The following is a 17,586-nucleotide window of genomic DNA, read 5'->3' as shown; positions in this document are numbered from 1 at the left end:
GTCAGGCCGCCACTTGTTCGACGAGGGTGCCCTTGTCGAGGTGCAGCGTGTGGTTGGCGTACTCGGCGGCCTTGGGATCATGGGTGACCATCACGATGGTCTTGCCGTGTTCGCGGTTGAGTTCACGCAGCAAGCCGAGAATGTCTTCCGCCGACTGGCGGTCGAGGTCGCCCGTGGGTTCGTCGCAGACCAGCAGCGTGGGATCGGAGACGATGGCTCGTGCAATGGCGACACGCTGCTGCTGGCCGCCGGAGAGTTCCGATGGCTTGTGCGAGGCACGCTCGGACAAACCCACCAGTTGCAGCGCGACAGACGCATTCTGCCTGCGCTGCGAAGCCGACAGCTTCGTCAGCAACAACGGCAGTTCCACGTTGCGCTGCGCACTCAGCATGGGCATGAGGTTGTAGAACTGGAACACGAAACCGACATGCGCGGCACGCCACTTCGCCAGGGCACCGCTGCCGAGGCGGTCGATACGCTCGCCCGCCACGCTGAGGCTGCCGCCGGTCGGGGTATCGAGACCGCCGATGAGGTTGAGCAAGGTCGTCTTGCCCGAACCGGACGGCCCCATCAGCGCGAGGAAGTCGCCTTCCTCGATGCTCAGGTTCACGCCATGCAGTACTTCGACTTTCTGCCGGCCGCGTTCGTAGGTCTTGGAAAGATCCTGGATGTCGATCAGGGTGGCCATCGTGGGTGTCTCCGTACGTGTCAGGGCGAGGTGGATGAGGTGGCGACGCGCACGGCGGCACCATCGGCGAGCGAATCGGAAGGCGAGACGATCACGGTGTCGCCGGCGGCGATGCCTTGCGATACCAGGCGCGGATCGCCACCCGGGCGGACAGTGACGTCGTTACGCCTGGCGTGATCGGCGAACACGGTGAACACCACCTCGCGTCCATCGCGACGGGCCACGGCGGCGGCAGGCACGAACACACCCTTTGGCGTTTCGCTGGCCACCGGAGCGCGTTTTTCCAGGAAAGAAACACGAACGCCCATGTCCGGCACGATGCGCGCATCGCGGCTTTCCAGCGCCACGCGCACCTTCACGGTGGCCTTGCCGCGATCCGCGGCCGGCACGATGGCGATCACATGGGCGGGAATCTTCCAGTCCGGATAGGCGTCGAGTACGGCTTCAGCGGCCATGTCCGGCTGTACGCGGCCGATATAGGCCTCGTTGACGTCCACGTCGATTTCCAGCGAGCCCATGTCCACGATGGTGCCGACGCCGGTACGGGTGAAGCCGCCACCGGCCGACAGCGGCGACACGATCTCGCCCACCTGCGCGGCCTTGTCGGTAATCACGCCATCGAAGGGCGCACGCACGATGGTGTAGTCGAGATTGACCTGCGCCACGCCCACCTGCGCATCGGCCGCAGCGGCCTGGCGGCGGGCCGTCTGCACCTGGGCACGATACGTATCGGCCTGGGTACGGGTCTGCTCGGCCGCCTGCTTGGATACGAGCCCGCGCCCGACGAGAGCGTCCTGGCGATCCGCGTCACGCAGCGCCTGGGTCAGCTGGGCCTCGTTCTGGGTCACCGTGGCATGGGCGGCGGCGGCATTGGCCTGGGCCGACTGCAGGCCGGCACGCAGTGCGTTGTCTTCCAGCCGGGCCAGCACCTGGCCCTTGGTCACCCGGTCGCCCTCCTCGATCAGCACCTCGGTCAGCGTGCCTGTGATCTGCGCGGAAACGGTGGCCTGGCGGCGGGCGGTGACATAGCCCGTGGCCTGGAGCACGGCACCGGCTTCAGCGGCAGCCGCCGGCGCCATCGCCGTGGCGGTGTGCACTTCGACGGGACGCTTTGCCATGAAGGCCCAGGCCGCACCGCCCAGAAGGAGCACGGCGACGACCACGCCGGCCACGACCAGCGCGGTACGCCCAGCGCGACCACCGCCGTTTCCGTGCGCCTCCCGGTGCGACTTGTCGATCTTCAGCTGCCTCAGCAGCTCGGCATTCGAATTCATGTCCCCTTGTCCCCGATACGCTCCTGGCATGGCAGGATCATGCGATCGGGGGGCCTCGCGAACCATTTCCGGCCATCAGCCATCGGTCGTGACAGGTGTCATGCGGCCTTTGCTAACCTACGGCCATGAATACCGTCATCCCTTCGCCGGCCCAGCCGAGCCTTCCCGTCGCCGGGCGCTCCGAGCGCTTTCCCGTCCGCCGCATCTTCTGCATCGGCCGCAATTACGCCGATCACGCGAAGGAGATGGGCGCCACCGTCGACATGTCGAACCCGATGTTCTTCACCAAGCCGGCCGATGCCGTGGTGACCGATGGCGCCGACGTGCCCTACCCCTCGGTCACCAGCGATCTGCACCACGAGGTGGAGATGGTGGTGGCACTGGGTGCCGGTGGCTCGGACCTGACCGAGGCGCAGGCCGCCGGGCTCGTGTGGGGCTATGGCGTGGGCCTGGACCTCACCCGCCGCGACCTCCAGGCGCAGGCCAAGGCCAAGGGTGCCCCGTGGGACGTCGCCAAGGGCTTCGATCATTCCGCCCCGGTGTCGGCCATTGTCCCCGCCACCGAGGTCCGTCCCACGGCGGCCACCCGCATCACGCTGGAAGTGAACGGCACCGTGCGCCAGGACGCCACGCTGGGCGACATGCTGCTCGACGTGCCGGCCATCCTCTCCCACCTGTCGCGCCTGTTCGAGCTGAAGGCCGGCGACCTCGTCTTCACCGGCACCCCGGCGGGCGTATCGGCCATCGTGCGCGGCGACCGTTTTCGTGCGACCCTCGAAGGCGTCACCACGCTCGAGGGGCGCGTGAGCTGACTTCGCGGACCACTGACATCCGGGTGGGTAGTTTCCACCTACGACGCAACATCAAGAGAAGGAGACACAACCGATGAGTTTCGTCGCGGAATTCAAGAAGTTCGCCCTGCGTGGCAATGTGATCGACCTGGCGGTCGGTGTGGTGATCGGTGCGGCGTTCGGCAAGATCGTCACTTCGCTCGTCGACAACATCATCATGCCGCCCATCGGCTGGTTGATCGGCGGCATCGACCTGTCGCAGTGGAAATGGGTGCTCAAGCCGGCCGATGCCGCCACCAAGACCGCCGAAGTGGCGATCCAGTACGGCGTGTTCGTGAACGTGCTGATCCAGTTCGTCATCATCGCCTTCGCGATCTTCCTGGTGGTCAAGGGCATCAACAAGCTCACCCGCCGCGAGGAAGACAAGCCGGCCCCGCCGGCAGCGGACGTGGTGCTGCTGCAGGAAATCCGCGACCTGCTGAAGCAGCAGAACCGCACGCCCTGATTCAACGCCTTCGCGATCCTGATCGCGAACACGCTCCTACTCCTGTAGGAGCGCGCCTTGCGCGCGGCCGTGGGCACGTATCCATTGATGGTTGCCGTATCACCGGTCGCGCGCGAAGCGCGCTCCTACATGACCTTTGGCCTACTCAAGGCCGCACCCCCGGCGCAATAATCGGATCTTTCCGTCCCCGGGGGTCATCATGCGTCACACCTTCCGCCTGCACGCGCTTGCCGCGTGCCTTGCGTTTGCCTTTTCCGCCCATGCCGCCGGCAAGGACACCACCATTCCGGAGAAGGCCATCGCCGCAGCGACTACGCTGCGCGACAAGGCCATGAACGACAACACCGGCTATGACTTCGTGGCCGGGCTCACCACCGAAGTCGGTGCGCGCCTGGCCGGCAGCGAAGCCGACAAGCGTGGCGTCGACTGGACCATCGCGAAGTTCAAGGCGATGGGCTTCGACAAGGTGTACACCGAAAAGGTCAGCTATCCGCTGTGGGAGCGCCACAGCGAGCACGCGGCCATCGTCGCGCCGTTCCCGCAGGCGCTGTATGTCACGGCGCTTGGCTACTCCGCAGGCACGCCGCAGGGTGGACTTACCGCCGAAGTCGTGGGCTTCGATACGCTCGATGCGCTGAAGGCCGCTGACCCGGCCACGGTGAAGGGCAAGATCGTCTACGTCAGCACGCATATGGCGCAGCAGAAGGACGGCCATGACTACGGCATGGGTTCGGTCACGCGCACGCGCGGCCCGGTGCTTGCCGCGAAGATGGGTGCCGCTGCCTACCTGCTGCGCTCGGCGGGTACCGATCCGCACAGCCGTACGCCGCATACCGGTGTCACCGGCTTCACCGATCCGAAGGATGCGATCCCGGCTGCCGCGCTGTCGCTTCCCGATGCCGACCAGCTCGAACGCGTGTTGAAGGAAGGCAAGCCCGTCACGCTGAAGCTGGACCTCGATGTCGGCTTCAAGGGCATGTACGAAGGTACCAACGTCATCGCCGAAGTCACCGGTCGCAAGCATCCGGATGAAGTCGTCGCCATTGGCGGACACCTGGATTCCTGGGACCTCGGCACGGGCGCCATCGACGACGGTGCAGGCGTAGCCATCGCCGCCGCTGCCGCGAAGCTCATCAAGGACATGCCGCAGCGGCCTGATCGCACGATTCGCGTGATTGCGTTTGCGAACGAGGAAATGGGCCTTTGGGGTGGTCGTGCCTATGCCGATGCGCATGCGAAGGACGTGGCGAAGTTCCAGCTGGGTACCGAGTCCGACTTCGGTGCGGGACGCATCTGGCGCATGACGGCATCGGTGAAGCCGGAAGCGCGTGGCGCCATCGCGCAGATTGCCAAGGTGCTGGAACCGATCGGTGTTGCCTACGACCCGGGCAAGCCGGGCGGTGGTGGCTCGGATCTCTCGCAGATGCATGCCAAGGGCATGGCGGCACTGTCGCTGACGCAGGACGGCACCGATTACTTCGATTACCACCACAACGCGAACGATACGCTGGACAAGATCGATCCGAAGGCGCTTGCACAGAATGTGGCGGTGTATGCGACGTTCGCGTATCTCGCGGCGCAAGCGGATGGCAATTTCGGTTCGGCACCGGGCGCGTTCGCCAACGACGGCGCACACGACTGACCATTAACGATCAACACCCTGTTGTAGGAGCGCGCCTCGCGCGCGACCGGTGATACGAGGGGTGTCAACATCCCCGTAGCACCGGTCGCGCGCAGGCGCGCTCCTACATGGGGGCATGACTCGTCCACAACGGCTGTCGCGATTGCGCCGCTGTTGTAGGAGCGTGCTTGCGCGCGACCGATGATACGGAAGGATGCAGTATTCCCGCCTACCGGTCGCGCGCAAGGCGCGCTCCTACAGGGATAGGTGGCCGCGGTATCGGCGCATCAATGATTCGGCAGCGGCTCGCCTTCTACCTGCTTCGGCGCCAGGCGCTCTTGCAGGCGATTCATGTACAGGTAGATCACGGGTGTGAGGTAGAGCGTCAGGATCTGCGACACCACCAGGCCACCCACCACGGCAAGGCCCAGTGGGCGACGTGTCTCCGCACCCGCGCCGATACCCAGTGCAATCGGCAACGTACCCGCAAACGCCGCCATCGTCGTCATCATGATCGGGCGGAAGCGCACGCGACAGGCTTCATAGATCGCATCGAACGGCGACACCGTACCATCGCGCTGATGCTCCAGGGCGAAGTCGATCATCATGATCGCGTTCTTCTTCACGATACCCACCAGCATCACGATGCCAACGAAGGCGAACAGGTCGAGCGATGCGTGGAAGATCACCAGCGTCAGCAACGCCCCCACGGCCGCCGCTGGCAGGCCGGAGAGAATCGTGAGTGGATGAATGAAGCTCTCGTACAGGATGCCCAGCACGAGGTAGATCACGAACACGGCCAGCAGGAGCAGCAGGCCCATGCCCTTCACCGAATCCTGGAAGGCCTGCGCCGTGCCTTGCACACTGCCGCTCAGTGTCGCGGGAAGCTTCATTTCGGTAGTGGCGCGATCAATGCTCTGCACCGCATCGCTCAGCGACACACCCGGCGCCAGATTGAAAGAGACAGTGACCGCCGGCAGCTGGCCCTGGTGATTCACCGTGAGCACCTGCGGCCTGCGCTCGAAACGCGCCACCGTATTGAGCGGCACCAGCTTGCCGGTATCCGAGGTCACATAAAGCTTCGACAGCACGGCAGGGTCATCCTGCATGCGGCGTTCCACCTGAAGGATCACCCAGTACTGCGTGGCCGAGCCATAGATCGTGGAAATCTGGTTCTCGCCGAACGCGGTACCGAGCGCGGTCTGCACCTGCTCCATCGTGAGGCCCAGCGGCGCCAGCTTGTCGCGGTTGACCGTGACGACCATCGAGGGGCTGTTGAGGTCGAGATCCGTGGTGACGTCCTGGAAGCCCGGAAGCTTCTGGAACGCCGTGACCAGCTTGCCCGACCAGTCGTAAAGCGCGTGCAGATCGGTGGACTGCACCGTGTACTGGTATTGCGCCTTCGACTGGCGGCCGCCCACCTGGATGGCGGGTGGATTCTGGATATAGGTGCGGATACCCGGCACCTCGGCAAACTTGTGCCGCAGCTCCTGGATGATCTCGTCCGGCGTGGTGTGCCCGCGCTCATCGGCAGGCTTCAGGCGTAGCAGGATCGATCCGGAATTGATCGTCGCGCGCGCACCACCGGCGCCCACGCTCGACATATAGCCTTCGATGTTCGGATCGTTGCCGGCGATTTCCGCCAGCATCTGCTGGCGCGCGGACATGGCCGAGAAGGAGATATCGGTCGGGCCTTCGGTGGTAACACGCAGCTGGCCGCTGTCACCGGCAGGGATGAAATCCTTCGGCGTCACCATGAAGAGCACGGCCGTGGCGGCAAGGCTCAGGAAGAACACGGCCACCACCGTCAGCGGATGACGCATGCACCAGCCCAGTGTGCGCGTATAGCCATTCGTGAGCGCGCTGAATCCCTTGTCGAACCACACCACGATGAAGCTGCGCTTGTCGTGGTCGTGCGCCTTGACGAAACGGCTGCACAGCATCGGCGTGAGCGTGATCGAGACGAAGCCCGAGATCAGGATCGACACGCTGATGACCACGGCAAACTCGTGGAACAGGCGACCGACAATGCCGCCCATGAACATCACGGGGATGAACACTGCCACCAGGGAGAGTGTCATCGAGAAGATGGTGAAGCCGATTTCACTGGCGCCCTTCACGGCCGCATCGAAGGGTTTTTCACCCATTTCGATATGACGCATGATGTTTTCCAGCATCACGATGGCATCGTCCACCACGAAACCCACCGCCAGCGTCAACGCCAGCAAAGACAGGTTGTCGAGGCTGTAGCCCAGGGCGAACATCGCGCCGAACGTGCCCAGTACCGAGATAGGCAACGCCACGGCAGGAATCAGCGTGGCCGAGGCATTGCCGAGGAACAGGTAGATCACCGCCACCACGAGGATGCCGGCCAGGATCAGCGTGAACTGCACGTCGGCCACCGATTCGCGGATGGACACCGAGCGGTCGTACATCACGTCGAGCTTCACCGACGGCGGCAGCGTTTCCGAGAAGGCCGGCAGCAGGGCCAGGATGCGATTGACGGTTTCCACCGTGTTGGCACCGGGCTGGCGCTGGATGGCAAGGGTGATCGCGCGATGGCCGTTGAACCAGCTGGCCTTCTGGTCGTCCTGCACGCTGTCACGCGGCACGGCGATATCGGACAGGCGAATGGGCGCGCCGTTGCGATACGCCACCACCACCTGGTTGTAATCGGCCGCGCGCATGAGCTGGCCATCGGAGCGGATGGACAGCAACTGGCGCTTGCCGTTGAGCGAACCGGTGGCCTTGTTGACGTTGGCCGCGGCGATCGCCTGGCGCATCTGGTCCACGCCGATGCCCGTGGCCGCGAGGCGATCCGGATCGACCGCGATGCGCACCGCGTACTTCTGCGAGCCGTAGACGTTCACCTGCGCCACGCCATCGACCATCGACAGACGCTGCGCCAGCTCCGTTTCGGCGTAGTCGTCCACCGTGGAAAGCGGCAGCGTGGACGACTGCATGGTGAGGAACAGGATCGGTGCATCCGCCGGGTTTACCTTGCGATAGGTGGGCGGCGTGGGCATGTCCTGCGGCAATTGGCGCTGTGCGGCGGAGATGGCGGCCTGCACGTCCTGCGCGGCGCCGTCGATGCTGCGATCAAGCGCGAAGGTGACCGTGATCGTGGTGGAGCCCAGCGAACTGGACGAGGTCATCGAGTCGATGCCCGCGATGGTGGACAGCTGCGCTTCCAGCGGCGTGGCAACCGAGGATGCCATCGTCTCCGGCGACGCACCCGGCAGGCTCGCGCTGATGTTGATCGTGGGGAAGTCCACGTTCGGCAGTTCGTTGACGGGCAGCTTCGGGTACGCGGCCAGGCCGAAGATCACCAGCGCCGCCATCAGCAGCGTGGTCATCACGGGCCGGCGGATGCAGAGTTCCGGCAGATTCATGCGCGGACCCTCAGGCCTTGTCGAGGCGCACGCGCGCGCCGTCCACTAGCAGCATCTGGCCTTCGGTGACCACGCGTTCGCCGCCTTGCAGGCCCTTGTCGATCACGACCCGGTTGCCCGAGGCGGCGCCCGTGGTAACGGTGCGCTGCTCCACCGTGTTGTCCGGCTTTACCACGAAGACGAAACTGCCCGAGGTGGAGCTCTGCAAAGCCACGACGGGAACACTTACGACATCGGCAAGTCGCGTGGTCGGCAAGGTGACTTCGGCGAACTGGCCCGGCGTGAGGCGACCATCCGCGTTGACGAAGCGACCCTTGAGGACGATGGTGCCGGTGGTGGTATCCACGGCGTTGTCGATGAATTCCAGCTCGCCCTGCAAGGGACCGCCGGTGTCGCCCGGTACGTGCGCTTCCACCGGAAGCGTGCCGCGTCGCGCACTTGCGCGTACGGCGGACAGGCCATCCTCGGGAATGGCGAAGGCCACGCGGATGGGGTCCACTTCGTTGAGCACGACGATATCGGTGGTGTCCGCGCTCAGCGTCGCGCCGGGATAGGCCAGCGGCGCACCCGTGATGCCATCGAACGGTGCGGCAATGGTGGTGAAGTCGAGCTGCACCTGCGCGGCACGCACGGCGGCGCGATCGCTTTCGAGATTGGCACGCGCCACGCCGAGATTGGCCTTGTAGAGATCGTAGTCGGCACGACTGACGAAGCCCTTGCCGAGCATGTTCTGGTAGCGCTCCAGGTCGGCCTCGGCCTTTACCAGCGACGCCTCGTCACGGGCGACATTGCCCTTGGCGGCATCGAGGGCAGCCTTCAGCGGACGCGGGTCCACCTGCGCGAGCAGGTCGCCCTTCTTCACATGACTGCCCGGCGTAAACGCCAGACGCTCAAGCTGGCCGTTCACGCGCGAGCGCACGTTCACGGTGGAATAGGCCTCGGCACGGCCGATGACCTTCAGCGAGAGATCGATTTCCCCGCGTGTGGCGAGATCCGTGGTGACCGGCACGCCGGCCTGCGCCTGTGCTGTCTTGCCCTTGGTCTGCACGTCCTTGCTTCCGGCGTCGTGGCGCCAGATACCCGCCGCCACGGCGGCCACGGCCACGAGGCCTACGACGAGGACGAGTTTCTTCCCTGGGGATCGCTGCATGAGTGCTCCGGCCGACTCCACCTGGATCGGTCGCCGCGCGGGGACGCGGACATGTTTTTGGGTCGGACAACCTTATAGCGAACGGTTGCCCGGCGATTCGGTTGACCCGGGGCCTCAGCCTTCCTCGGCCGGACCGTCGAGACCCTGCAGATTCTCCTTCATGCGGTTGAGAACCGCGAGTGTCGTCTGCAGGTCTTCCATCGCAATGCCTTCCACGGCGTCCTTGCGGAGGCCTTTGGCGATGTCTTCCATGTCGTCGATGATGCCCCGGGCCTGCTCGGTGTCGTGCAGGCGCCAGGCGCGGCGATCCTTCGGATCGGCGCGACGTTCGACGAAGCCGGCCGCCTGGAGGCGGTCGATGACGCGGCCCACCGCGATGGGCTCCATTTCCAGCCGCTCGGCCAGTTCGTTCTGGCGCATGCCCGGCGTGCGGTGCAATGCCTTGAGCGCCCGCCACTGGGCACGGGTCAGGCCGAACTTCACCGCCCGCCGGTCAAAATGCTTGCGGAAAAGCAGGGTGACGTCGTTGATCAGGTAGGCGAACGAGATATCTTCAACTTTGAGCTGGTCGACCATAAACCTTCATAAGGACGGCGCGGCGGGAAACCCCATCCTAGCGGTTTGACACGCGGTCGTCACAGTAAAAAACACCCATGAACATCCACTTGCTCGAAACGGACATCACAACCCTGAACGTCGGTGCCGTCGTGAATGCGGCCAACGAAACCCTGCTGGGCGGAGGTGGGGTCGACGGTGCCATCCACAGGGCGGCGGGAAGCGCGCTTCTGGCGGCCTGCCGGGCTTTGCCGGAGGTTTCGCCGGGCGTGCGCTGCCCGACCGGCGAGGCCCGTATCACCGGCGGTTTCGGGCTTCCTGCCGGCCATGTGATCCACACCGTGGGCCCTCTCTGGCATGGCGGATCGAGCGGTGAGGCGGAATTACTGGCCGCCTGTTATCGGAATAGTCTCAAACTCGCCCATGAGCACGGTATCCAGAGCATCGCCTTTCCCGCCATCAGTACGGGGGTGTATGGATATCCGCTGGAAGCCGCCACGGCCATCGCCATGAAAGCCGTCCAGACGGCCGAATGGCAACCGGCCGAGGTGACCTTCTGTACGTTCGGCGCGGCGGCCACCGCCGCCTATCGCGCCGCGCTGGGCCAGCCTGCTCAGCGCGGATAAAGCGGCGGCAAAAGGTCATCCGGACCAGCACCTGCCGGCGGCGCCCAGTCGAAGCCACCGGTGAACGCGACGCGGAGGGGCTCCTCCTGCCAGGTGCCACCGGCGAACCGGGTCTTCTGCAAGGCGGCGATCGCCTCTCGCTGCGGCCCCGGACGCAAAGCGGCCGACAGAGCGCCGACCGACCGGATTCCCGGCCGCACCGTGCGCGCCCAGGCCAGCAACGCCTGCTCCACGATGGCCGGATCCCCCGATAGCGTCGCCTTCAGGAAGGCCTGTTTCGCCGGGCCTTCGCGCACAGGCTCCTGACCGGACGCTGCTGGGCCACCCTTTGCCGGACGGGCCCGGCGTGCACGCCAGATCCACGCAACGAGGGTCAGCAGCCACAGTGCCAGCACGCCGAAGAACGCCCATCGCCACCAGGGCGGTGACGTGGCCGGAGCCGGCGTCGTTACGGGACTCGCGACAGGCGATACATCGCTGGATGGTTGCGGCAGCACGCTTTTCGGCGAGGTTGCCTGCGAGCCCGTAGCCGCCACGATCTGGAGATCGCGCGCTGGCAGCGTCGCCACTTCCGGCTTATCGGTGACGACATTCCACCAGTGCAGCGTGGTTTCGGGAATGTGCAGCGTGCCGGGGCGTGTCGGCACCACGGCGAAACTCTGCTGCCGGCGCCCGGTCACCCATGCACCACTGCTGCTGCCACCGGTAACCGGTTTGTCCGGATAGACGTCCGCACCATCGAGCTTCGGCAGGGACAACGCAGGCAGGGCTTCGAACGGCATGCCCGTGGCATCCAGACGCATGGTGAGCGTCACCGGCTGCCCCACCGTGCCCTTGCCATCGGCCGGCATGCCGTCGATCGACAGTGTGAGCGCACGTGCGGGAATCCATGCGCCGTCCGCTGCTGCCGACGGCCGCGTCTTCACTTCGACGCGCACCTTGTCGGCAACGGCATTCACCGGATCGCCGGCCCCGAAGAACGAGCCCGCGTCGTTGGGGTCCACCGCGGTTCCCTGGAACGTGGGCGGCTGGATCTCCAGCGTGCCCGCATGCTGGGGAAAGATCGCGTAATGGCGTTCCACCACGTTGAAGCGGCGTCCGCCGCGCATCGTCTGGTAGTTGGCGTCCTGGCCGACACGGCGTATTTCCGCGCCCTCGGCGGCTGGGTCGCCCAGCTGGCCATCGGCCAGGTTCACGGCGAAATAGAGCCGCAACGTGTAATCGATCTGCTGCCCGACATAGGCCTGCGCAGGATCGGCCTTGCCTTCAAGCGCAATGGGGCGATCAGCCGCGGCCGGCCCGCCCTGATCGGACGCCTGTACGTCCAGTCCGAGCGGCTGCGTCTTGCGTGAGCCTACCTGCAACGCCGGCACCGTGAGGTGGCCTTGGTGGCGGGGACGCAGGGCGATGCCGAGGATGTTGTGTGCCTCGCGCTGTCCGTTGACGATGCTGAGCGAGTGGTTGGTCGATGTACCCAGCACGATGAAGTCGCCCATCAACGGGGACAGGTCCGGCGTGCCGGCATCGTCTTCGCCCATCTCGATGTTGAGCGTCACTGTCTCGCCCATGCCCACCTTGCTGCGGTCGAGCGATGCCGTCGGCCCGGCGGACTGCGCCAGGGCGAGCATCGGCCACAAGGCCAGCAAGGGGAGGTATCGCATACCACGCATCGTCATTCCTCCGGCTCCGCAACGCCCTGCCGACGCTGGTACTCGAGCATGAATTTCCGTCGCAGCAGGCCACCCGGATCATCGGGCACGCGCATCAGCGCGCGCCGTACGTCGGCGGGAAGCTTCGACGAACCATCGTCCTGGGACAGCGTGCCAAGGTCGTGTCCCTTGTCGTCGCCGTCCTTTCCGTCCTTGCCTTGCTGGCCCGCGAGTGCCTTGTCCATCTGGTTTTTCAGGGCGGACTGCGCCTGCTCGGCCTGCGCGCGTTCGGCGGCGGACTTCTGCGCGGGGTCGCCTTGCGGCGCCTCTCCCTTGCCTTGATCCTTGCCACGATCGCTGCCCTCGCCTTCGCCGGCCTTGTCCTGTGAGCCCTGCTGGCCGGCCTTGTCTTCGCCGCCCTTGTCACCCGATGGCTGGCCGCCCTGCGAACCCTGGTCGCCCTTCTGCGAGTCCTGGCCCTGGTTCTGGTTCTGGTTCTCGCCCTTGTCCTTGGGATTCTGCTGGCCCTGGCCGCCGCTACCGCCCTTCTTGTCGTTCTTCGTATTCTTGTCGTCCCTGGGCTCCTGCTGCTTCATGAAGTCTTCCACGGACTTCTTGTTGGCCGCCGCATCGACATTCGCAGGGTTGGCCTTCAGCGCGCGGTCGTAGGCAGCCACGGCATCTTCGTAACGCTGCTGTTTCGCCAGCGCATTGCCCAGGTTGTATTGCGAGTCGCTATCCGTGCCGTGGGTGAGCGCAGCCTCAGCCGCTGCATAGTCTCCTGCACGATAGGCTGCCGCGCCACGCAGGCCCGGATTGTCGGCCAGGGCCTGCGCGCGTTTCGCATCGCCTGAGGCCAGCGCGTTCTGTGCCTGCTGGTCGCGCGTGCGGAACAGGTCGGTGAGTCCATCCGCGCGTACCGGAGACAGCGGCAGGATGGCCAGCGCCAGCAGGAGCAACCAGCCACGACGAAATGCCAGGGCCACCAGCGGCAACAGGGGGATGAGCAGCCAGGGACCGCGATCCTGCCATTGCCCGGACGTAGCGCCGTCGACAGCCTTGCCGTCATCGTCGCCGTGCAGCATCGTCGCCAGCGTGGCGACATCCGAGCCGTCGGCCGACACGGGCACGTAACGACCACCACCGGCAGCGGCCAGGGCGGACAGCGATGCATCGTCGCGCTGCGCCATCACCACGGCACCCTGCGCATCCTTGAGAAAGCCACCGTCGTCACTGGCAATGGGACCGCCGCGCGTGGTGCCGATACCCAGTACGGACACCCGGTTGCCTGCGCTGCGTGCCCGGCGCGCGGCGGCATCGGCCGCATCATCCGCATGATCGGTCACCAGTACGATGGAACCACCGCGGATGTCGGCACGATGGATCAGGGCGGCCGCCATGTCGATGGCCTTGGCCGGATCGTCACCGCCGACCGGCAGTGTATCGGGCGCCAGTGCAGACAGCAGGTCGTCGACGCTATGCGCATCGGTGGTCAGCGGCGCCACCATGAATGGCTCACCGGTATAGGCCACCAGCGCGTTCATGCCATCGCGGTTGGCGGTATAGAGCTCGCGCACCTTGTAGCGTGCGCGACTGAGACGGTCGGGCACGATGTCATGCGAAAGCATGTGTTGCGACATCGAGACCACCACGACCTGCGCGGCATGCTCGGCGAACAGTTGCTGCGTCTGCCGGTTCCAGGTGGGGCCGGCCAGGGCCAGCACGGCCAGTATCGCCGCCGAAACGAAGGCCGCGACCGGGCCACGCGAAGAACCCGGCTTGCCGTCGAGCAGATAAGGCAACAGCGCCGGATCGGCCAGCTTCGTCAGCACATGGGTGCCTCCGGAGCGCCGCGACACCAGCCAGCCAAGAACGGGTACCAGCACCAGCAACCACAGCCAGCGCGGTTCGATGAAATGGAACGCACCGAAGAACGCACTCATGCCGTGGTCCTCCGGCCGAGATATCGCGGCACGGCGGCGAGCGCCAGCAGCAGCAACGAAGCCAGAAGAGGCCAGCGGAACAACTCATAACGCGGGCGCAGCGATGCGCCTTGTTGCGGCACGGGCTCCAGCGAGTCGATCTCGCGATAGGCCTGCGCAAGCTGGTTGGTGTCGGTCGCACGGAAGAAGCGTCCGCCGGTTTCATGGGCGATATCGGTGAGCATGCTGACGTCGAGGTCCGCCGACGGATTCACCACGCGGGAGCCAAAGAAATCCGGCACGCGCATCGCCGTGGCACCGATGCCAATCGTGTAGATGCGCACGCCGGCCGCTTTCGCTGCACGTGCCGCTTCACGCGGTGCGATCGAACCGGCGTTGTTCACGCCATCGGTCAGCAACACGACGACGCGCGCCTGCTCGGGCATGTCGGCCAGGCGCTTCACCGCCACCGCAAGCGCATCGCCGATGGCGGTCTCGCGTCCGGGAAGGCCGACGACAGCCTCGTGCAATTGTGCACGCACCGCGTCGAGGTCGTAGGTGAGTGGTGTGACCAGATACGCCTGTGTACCAAAGAGGATGAGGCCCAGTTCGTCGCCGACGCGGCGATCGATGAAGTCGCCGGCGATGGCTTCCACGGCGGCGAACCGGGTGACCGTGCGACCAGCCAGCTCCATGTCGTCCAGCGACATGCTGCCCGACAGGTCGACCGCCAGCATCGTGGCGCGGCCGCTGCGGTGCTGCGGCTCGGGTGGGCCCAGTCGCTGCGGCCGCGCCGCCGCGACGACGAGGCAGATCCAGGCGAGCACCAGCAGAACCGTCGCCGCAAAGGGGGCCCGGCCGAGCGGGCCCTGCGACAGGGCGAGACCAGGGTGCGGAAGATTGAGTGCCTGCGCGGGTTTCACCGGTCGCAACACATGCCTCAGCAACCACGGCAGCGGCAGCGCCGCGAACAACCACGGCCACGCGAATTCAGGCAGGGACATGCGAGACCCTCCCCTGCGAGCGCGGCTGGCGACGCAGCGCGGTACGTATCCATGCTTCGACATCGCGGGACGTGGCTTGCACATCGAGCGCGGCGTTGGGTTGATACATGGCCGTATCCAACGCAGCCAGCCGGTCTGTCGGGACCTTCGGACCATAAAGTGCCAGCACGCCACGCCATGCATCACCGGAAAGCGTGACGCTGCGGGAATCGCGCGTGCGTGCCACGCGGCGAAGCAGCTGGCTGGCCGCGGTGGCGAAGGCAGCGGTATCGCCGTCGCGCGCATGCTGATCGCGCGCACCATGCAGCTCCGCAAGCACTTTGTCGACCTGCCGCCGCCATGCGCGACGACGGCGCAATAACAGCACCACGGCGATCACGACGATGACCAGCAGCGCGGCGAGCACCCACCAGCCCGGCGCCAGCGGCCACCATGCGGGGACGTGGGGAACGTGGATATCCCTGAGTTCAGGAGCCTTCGGCGGCATCACATGGCCCTCGTGGTGCCGAGCAACGCAACCACGGCATCGAGCGGATCGGCCGTGGTATCGAGCGTGCGATGACGAAGGCCGAGCGACGAGGCCAGCGTATCGATGCGATGGCGTCCTTCACCCAGCGAGCGGAGGAAGTCGGCGCGCTGCCGGTCCCCGTAAAGCGCAACATCGAAATGTGCGCCGCGATGAGCGAAGGGGTAGCGTCCTGCCGGCGGCTCGGCCATCTCCAGCGGATCGGCCACGACCAGCACGGATACCTCCGCCTTGCCCACCAGCCCCAGCATGCGGCCGCGCGAAGCGTCGTCGATGCAGAAGCCGTCCGTGACCACAAGCACGCGCGAAGCGCCATGCATCAGCCGCCCGGCGCGTTGCAGTGCCGCCGAAAGCGATTCGTCGTCGCCCTGGGGCAACGCATCCCACGCGGCGATGGCACCGGCCACGGCCAGCGCGCCGCGCGACCCACCTTGCGGCCGGATCAGCTGCCGCTGTCCGCCGAAAGCCAGTACGCCGACGCGATCACCGCCGCGAATGGCGTACCACGTTGCCATGGCCGCGGCACGCGCCGCCTGCACGGACTTGAAGCGCGTGCGGGTACCGAAACGCATGCTCGTGTTCATGTCGAGCATCACGAGCAGGCGGCCTTCGCGTTCTTCCTGGAACAACTTGGTATGCGCCACGCCGCTGCGTGCCGTGAGGCGCCAGTCCATGCGCCGTACATCGTCGCCGGCCTGGTAGACACGCGATTCGGCGTAATCCATGCCACGTCCGTGAAGACGACCGGGACGCTGGCCGCTGCGTGGCGCACGGGAAACGACGGGCGGCGCAGGTGCGCGGGCCACGCGCGAGCGCAGGGCGATCAGTTCGGGCAGCGAAACGCGTACGCGCCCGTCGGCGGCGGGGACGGCGGCGTTCACGGCAGCGGCACGAGGTCCAGCAGGCGATCCACGATGGTATCGACACGCACCCCCTCGGCTTCCGCCTCGTAGCTCGGCAGCACGCGGTGGCGGAGCACGTCGTGGGCCACGGCGTGGATGTCTTCGGGCAGTACGTAGTCGCGCCCGGCCAGCCATGCATGCGCACGCGAGCAGCGGTCCAGCGCGATGCTGGCGCGCGGGCTGGCGCCCCAGGCGATCCAGCGGGCGAGTTCGGGACCGTACTTGCCGGCTTCGCGCGAGGCCACCACGAGCTGGGTGATATAGCGCTCCAGCGGCTCGGCCATGTGCACGGCCAGTACCGCATCGCGCGCGGCGAAGACATCGCCGGGTCGCAACAGGTGCGCCACGGGCGTCACCGGATGCATCGCCTCGCGGGCCTGGTTGCGGGCCAGGCGCAGGATCGCCAGCTCGGCATCGGCATCGGGATAGCCGATGGTCACATGCATCAGGAAGCGGTCGAGCTGCGCCTCGGGAAGCGCGAAGGTGCCTTCCTGCTCGATCGGGTTCTGGGTAGCCATCACCATGAACAGCTCGGGCAGCGGCCAGGTGCGGCGGCCGATGGTGATCTGCCGCTCGGCCATGGCCTCCAGCAGGGCGGACTGCACCTTGGCCGGCGCGCGGTTGATCTCATCGGCGAGCACGATGTTGTGGAACAGCGGCCCGCGCTCGAATTCGAAGGTGCCGGTCTGCGGACGGAAGATGTCGGTGCCGGTGAGGTCCGCCGGCAGCAGGTCGGGCGTGAACTGGATACGGTGGAAATCGGCTTCCACGCGGGTCGCCAGCGCCTTGATCGCCGTGGTCTTGGCCAGGCCGGGAGCGCCTTCGACCAGCAGGTGGCCGTCGGCCAGCAGGGCGACCAGCAGGCACTCGACCAGGTGCGGCTGGCCGATGATGCCGCGAGACAGCTCCTCGCGCAGGCGGACAAACGCCTCTTGTAGCGGCGTGGCGGCGGTCGGCGTGTCGGACATCGGCGGATCTCTA

General features: G+C 66.2%; 15 protein-coding genes. 4 read left to right on the top strand and 11 right to left on the bottom strand.

Features of this window, described 5'->3' with window-relative positions; genetic code table 11:
• Position 1: 1 nt before the first annotated feature.
• Together HBF25_RS17840 and HBF25_RS17835 are read right to left on the bottom strand one after the other, a co-directional pair.
• On the bottom strand, positions 2-688 hold the full coding sequence (locus HBF25_RS17840) for an ABC transporter ATP-binding protein (protein WP_166950827.1): 687 nt from the start codon (positions 686-688) through the stop codon (positions 2-4).
• A gap of 20 nt (positions 689-708) precedes the next feature.
• Positions 709-1,962 (bottom strand): efflux RND transporter periplasmic adaptor subunit, encoded by a 1,254-nt coding sequence (locus HBF25_RS17835; protein WP_166950826.1) that lies wholly within the window; start codon positions 1,960-1,962, stop codon positions 709-711.
• Between the two features lie 125 nt (positions 1,963-2,087).
• Here HBF25_RS17835 and HBF25_RS17830 point away from each other — a divergent pair, with 125 nt between their 5' ends.
• From HBF25_RS17830 to HBF25_RS17820, 3 genes are all read left to right on the top strand, one after another.
• A complete protein-coding gene (locus HBF25_RS17830; protein WP_166950824.1) occupies positions 2,088-2,774 on the top strand; it encodes a fumarylacetoacetate hydrolase family protein in 687 nt (228 codons plus the stop codon).
• A gap of 73 nt (positions 2,775-2,847) precedes the next feature.
• Complete coding sequence (gene mscL, locus HBF25_RS17825; protein ID WP_166950823.1) at positions 2,848-3,258, top strand: large-conductance mechanosensitive channel protein MscL; 411 nt, start codon at positions 2,848-2,850, stop codon at positions 3,256-3,258.
• A 199-nt stretch (positions 3,259-3,457) separates the two neighbouring features.
• Positions 3,458-4,900 carry a M20/M25/M40 family metallo-hydrolase gene (locus HBF25_RS17820; RefSeq protein ID WP_166950822.1) on the top strand — a complete coding sequence of 481 codons (1,443 nt, stop codon included), beginning with the start codon at positions 3,458-3,460 and terminating at the stop codon, positions 4,898-4,900.
• A 266-nt stretch (positions 4,901-5,166) separates the two neighbouring features.
• Here HBF25_RS17820 and HBF25_RS17815 read toward each other — a convergent pair whose 3' ends face one another.
• From HBF25_RS17815 to HBF25_RS17805, 3 genes are all read right to left on the bottom strand, one after another.
• Positions 5,167-8,271 carry an efflux RND transporter permease subunit gene (locus HBF25_RS17815; protein WP_166950821.1) on the bottom strand — a complete coding sequence of 1,035 codons (3,105 nt, stop codon included), beginning with the start codon at positions 8,269-8,271 and terminating at the stop codon, positions 5,167-5,169.
• A gap of 10 nt (positions 8,272-8,281) precedes the next feature.
• A complete protein-coding gene (locus HBF25_RS17810) occupies positions 8,282-9,421 on the bottom strand; it encodes an efflux RND transporter periplasmic adaptor subunit (RefSeq protein ID WP_166950820.1) in 1,140 nt (379 codons plus the stop codon).
• A 114-nt stretch (positions 9,422-9,535) separates the two neighbouring features.
• A complete protein-coding gene (locus tag HBF25_RS17805) occupies positions 9,536-9,997 on the bottom strand; it encodes a MarR family winged helix-turn-helix transcriptional regulator (RefSeq protein ID WP_166950819.1) in 462 nt (153 codons plus the stop codon).
• Between the two features lie 77 nt (positions 9,998-10,074).
• Between HBF25_RS17805 and HBF25_RS17800 the strand changes: the two genes are divergently transcribed.
• Positions 10,075-10,602: an O-acetyl-ADP-ribose deacetylase gene (locus tag HBF25_RS17800; protein ID WP_166950818.1), complete on the top strand. Its 528-nt coding sequence runs from the start codon at positions 10,075-10,077 to the stop codon at positions 10,600-10,602.
• Here the strand turns inward: HBF25_RS17800 and HBF25_RS17795 are convergent.
• The 6 genes from HBF25_RS17795 to HBF25_RS17770 are packed head-to-tail and all read right to left on the bottom strand — an operon-like array spanning position 10,590 to position 17,573.
• On the bottom strand, positions 10,590-12,272 hold the full coding sequence (locus HBF25_RS17795) for a BatD family protein (protein ID WP_166950817.1): 1,683 nt from the start codon (positions 12,270-12,272) through the stop codon (positions 10,590-10,592). The genes HBF25_RS17800 and HBF25_RS17795 overlap by 13 nt on opposite strands.
• Before the next feature lie 2 nt (positions 12,273-12,274).
• On the bottom strand, positions 12,275-14,194 hold the full coding sequence (locus tag HBF25_RS17790) for a VWA domain-containing protein (protein ID WP_166950816.1): 1,920 nt from the start codon (positions 14,192-14,194) through the stop codon (positions 12,275-12,277).
• Positions 14,191-15,171 carry a VWA domain-containing protein gene (locus HBF25_RS17785; RefSeq protein WP_166951015.1) on the bottom strand — a complete coding sequence of 327 codons (981 nt, stop codon included), beginning with the start codon at positions 15,169-15,171 and terminating at the stop codon, positions 14,191-14,193. The genes HBF25_RS17790 and HBF25_RS17785 overlap by 4 nt, the downstream gene beginning before the upstream one ends.
• Complete coding sequence (locus tag HBF25_RS17780; protein WP_166950815.1) at positions 15,164-15,664, bottom strand: DUF4381 domain-containing protein; 501 nt, start codon at positions 15,662-15,664, stop codon at positions 15,164-15,166. Before HBF25_RS17780 ends, HBF25_RS17785 begins: the two co-directional genes overlap by 8 nt.
• Positions 15,664-16,584, bottom strand: a complete 921-nt coding sequence (locus tag HBF25_RS17775) for a DUF58 domain-containing protein (RefSeq protein ID WP_166950814.1) — start codon at positions 16,582-16,584, stop codon at positions 15,664-15,666. The genes HBF25_RS17780 and HBF25_RS17775 overlap by 1 nt, the downstream gene beginning before the upstream one ends.
• A complete protein-coding gene (locus HBF25_RS17770; protein ID WP_166950813.1) occupies positions 16,581-17,573 on the bottom strand; it encodes an AAA family ATPase in 993 nt (330 codons plus the stop codon). The genes HBF25_RS17775 and HBF25_RS17770 overlap by 4 nt, the downstream gene beginning before the upstream one ends.
• Positions 17,574-17,586 lie beyond the last annotated feature (13 nt).

The sequence above is a fragment of the Luteibacter anthropi genome (assembly GCF_011759365.1).
GTDB lineage: Bacteria > Pseudomonadota > Gammaproteobacteria > Xanthomonadales > Rhodanobacteraceae > Luteibacter > Luteibacter anthropi.
The sequence above is the reverse complement of the archived record's forward strand: the minus strand, read 5'-3'. Positions and strand labels throughout refer to the sequence as shown.

Coding starts and splice junctions, on each gene's coding strand:
- HBF25_RS17830 (WP_166950824.1), top strand. CDS start 2,088: ATGAATACCGTCATCCCTTCGCCGGCCCAGCCGAGCCTTCCCGTCGCC.
- HBF25_RS17815 (WP_166950821.1), bottom strand. CDS start 8,271: ATGAATCTGCCGGAACTCTGCATCCGCCGGCCCGTGATGACCACGCTG.
- HBF25_RS17790 (WP_166950816.1), bottom strand. CDS start 14,194: ATGAGTGCGTTCTTCGGTGCGTTCCATTTCATCGAACCGCGCTGGCTG.
- HBF25_RS17820 (WP_166950822.1), top strand. CDS start 3,458: ATGCGTCACACCTTCCGCCTGCACGCGCTTGCCGCGTGCCTTGCGTTT.
- HBF25_RS17840 (WP_166950827.1), bottom strand. CDS start 688: ATGGCCACCCTGATCGACATCCAGGATCTTTCCAAGACCTACGAACGC.
- HBF25_RS17770 (WP_166950813.1), bottom strand. CDS start 17,573: ATGTCCGACACGCCGACCGCCGCCACGCCGCTACAAGAGGCGTTTGTC.
- HBF25_RS17810 (WP_166950820.1), bottom strand. CDS start 9,421: ATGCAGCGATCCCCAGGGAAGAAACTCGTCCTCGTCGTAGGCCTCGTG.
- HBF25_RS17780 (WP_166950815.1), bottom strand. CDS start 15,664: ATGCCGCCGAAGGCTCCTGAACTCAGGGATATCCACGTTCCCCACGTC.
- HBF25_RS17795 (WP_166950817.1), bottom strand. CDS start 12,272: ATGCGTGGTATGCGATACCTCCCCTTGCTGGCCTTGTGGCCGATGCTC.
- mscL (WP_166950823.1), top strand. CDS start 2,848: ATGAGTTTCGTCGCGGAATTCAAGAAGTTCGCCCTGCGTGGCAATGTG.
- HBF25_RS17800 (WP_166950818.1), top strand. CDS start 10,075: ATGAACATCCACTTGCTCGAAACGGACATCACAACCCTGAACGTCGGT.
- HBF25_RS17835 (WP_166950826.1), bottom strand. CDS start 1,962: ATGAATTCGAATGCCGAGCTGCTGAGGCAGCTGAAGATCGACAAGTCG.
- HBF25_RS17805 (WP_166950819.1), bottom strand. CDS start 9,997: ATGGTCGACCAGCTCAAAGTTGAAGATATCTCGTTCGCCTACCTGATC.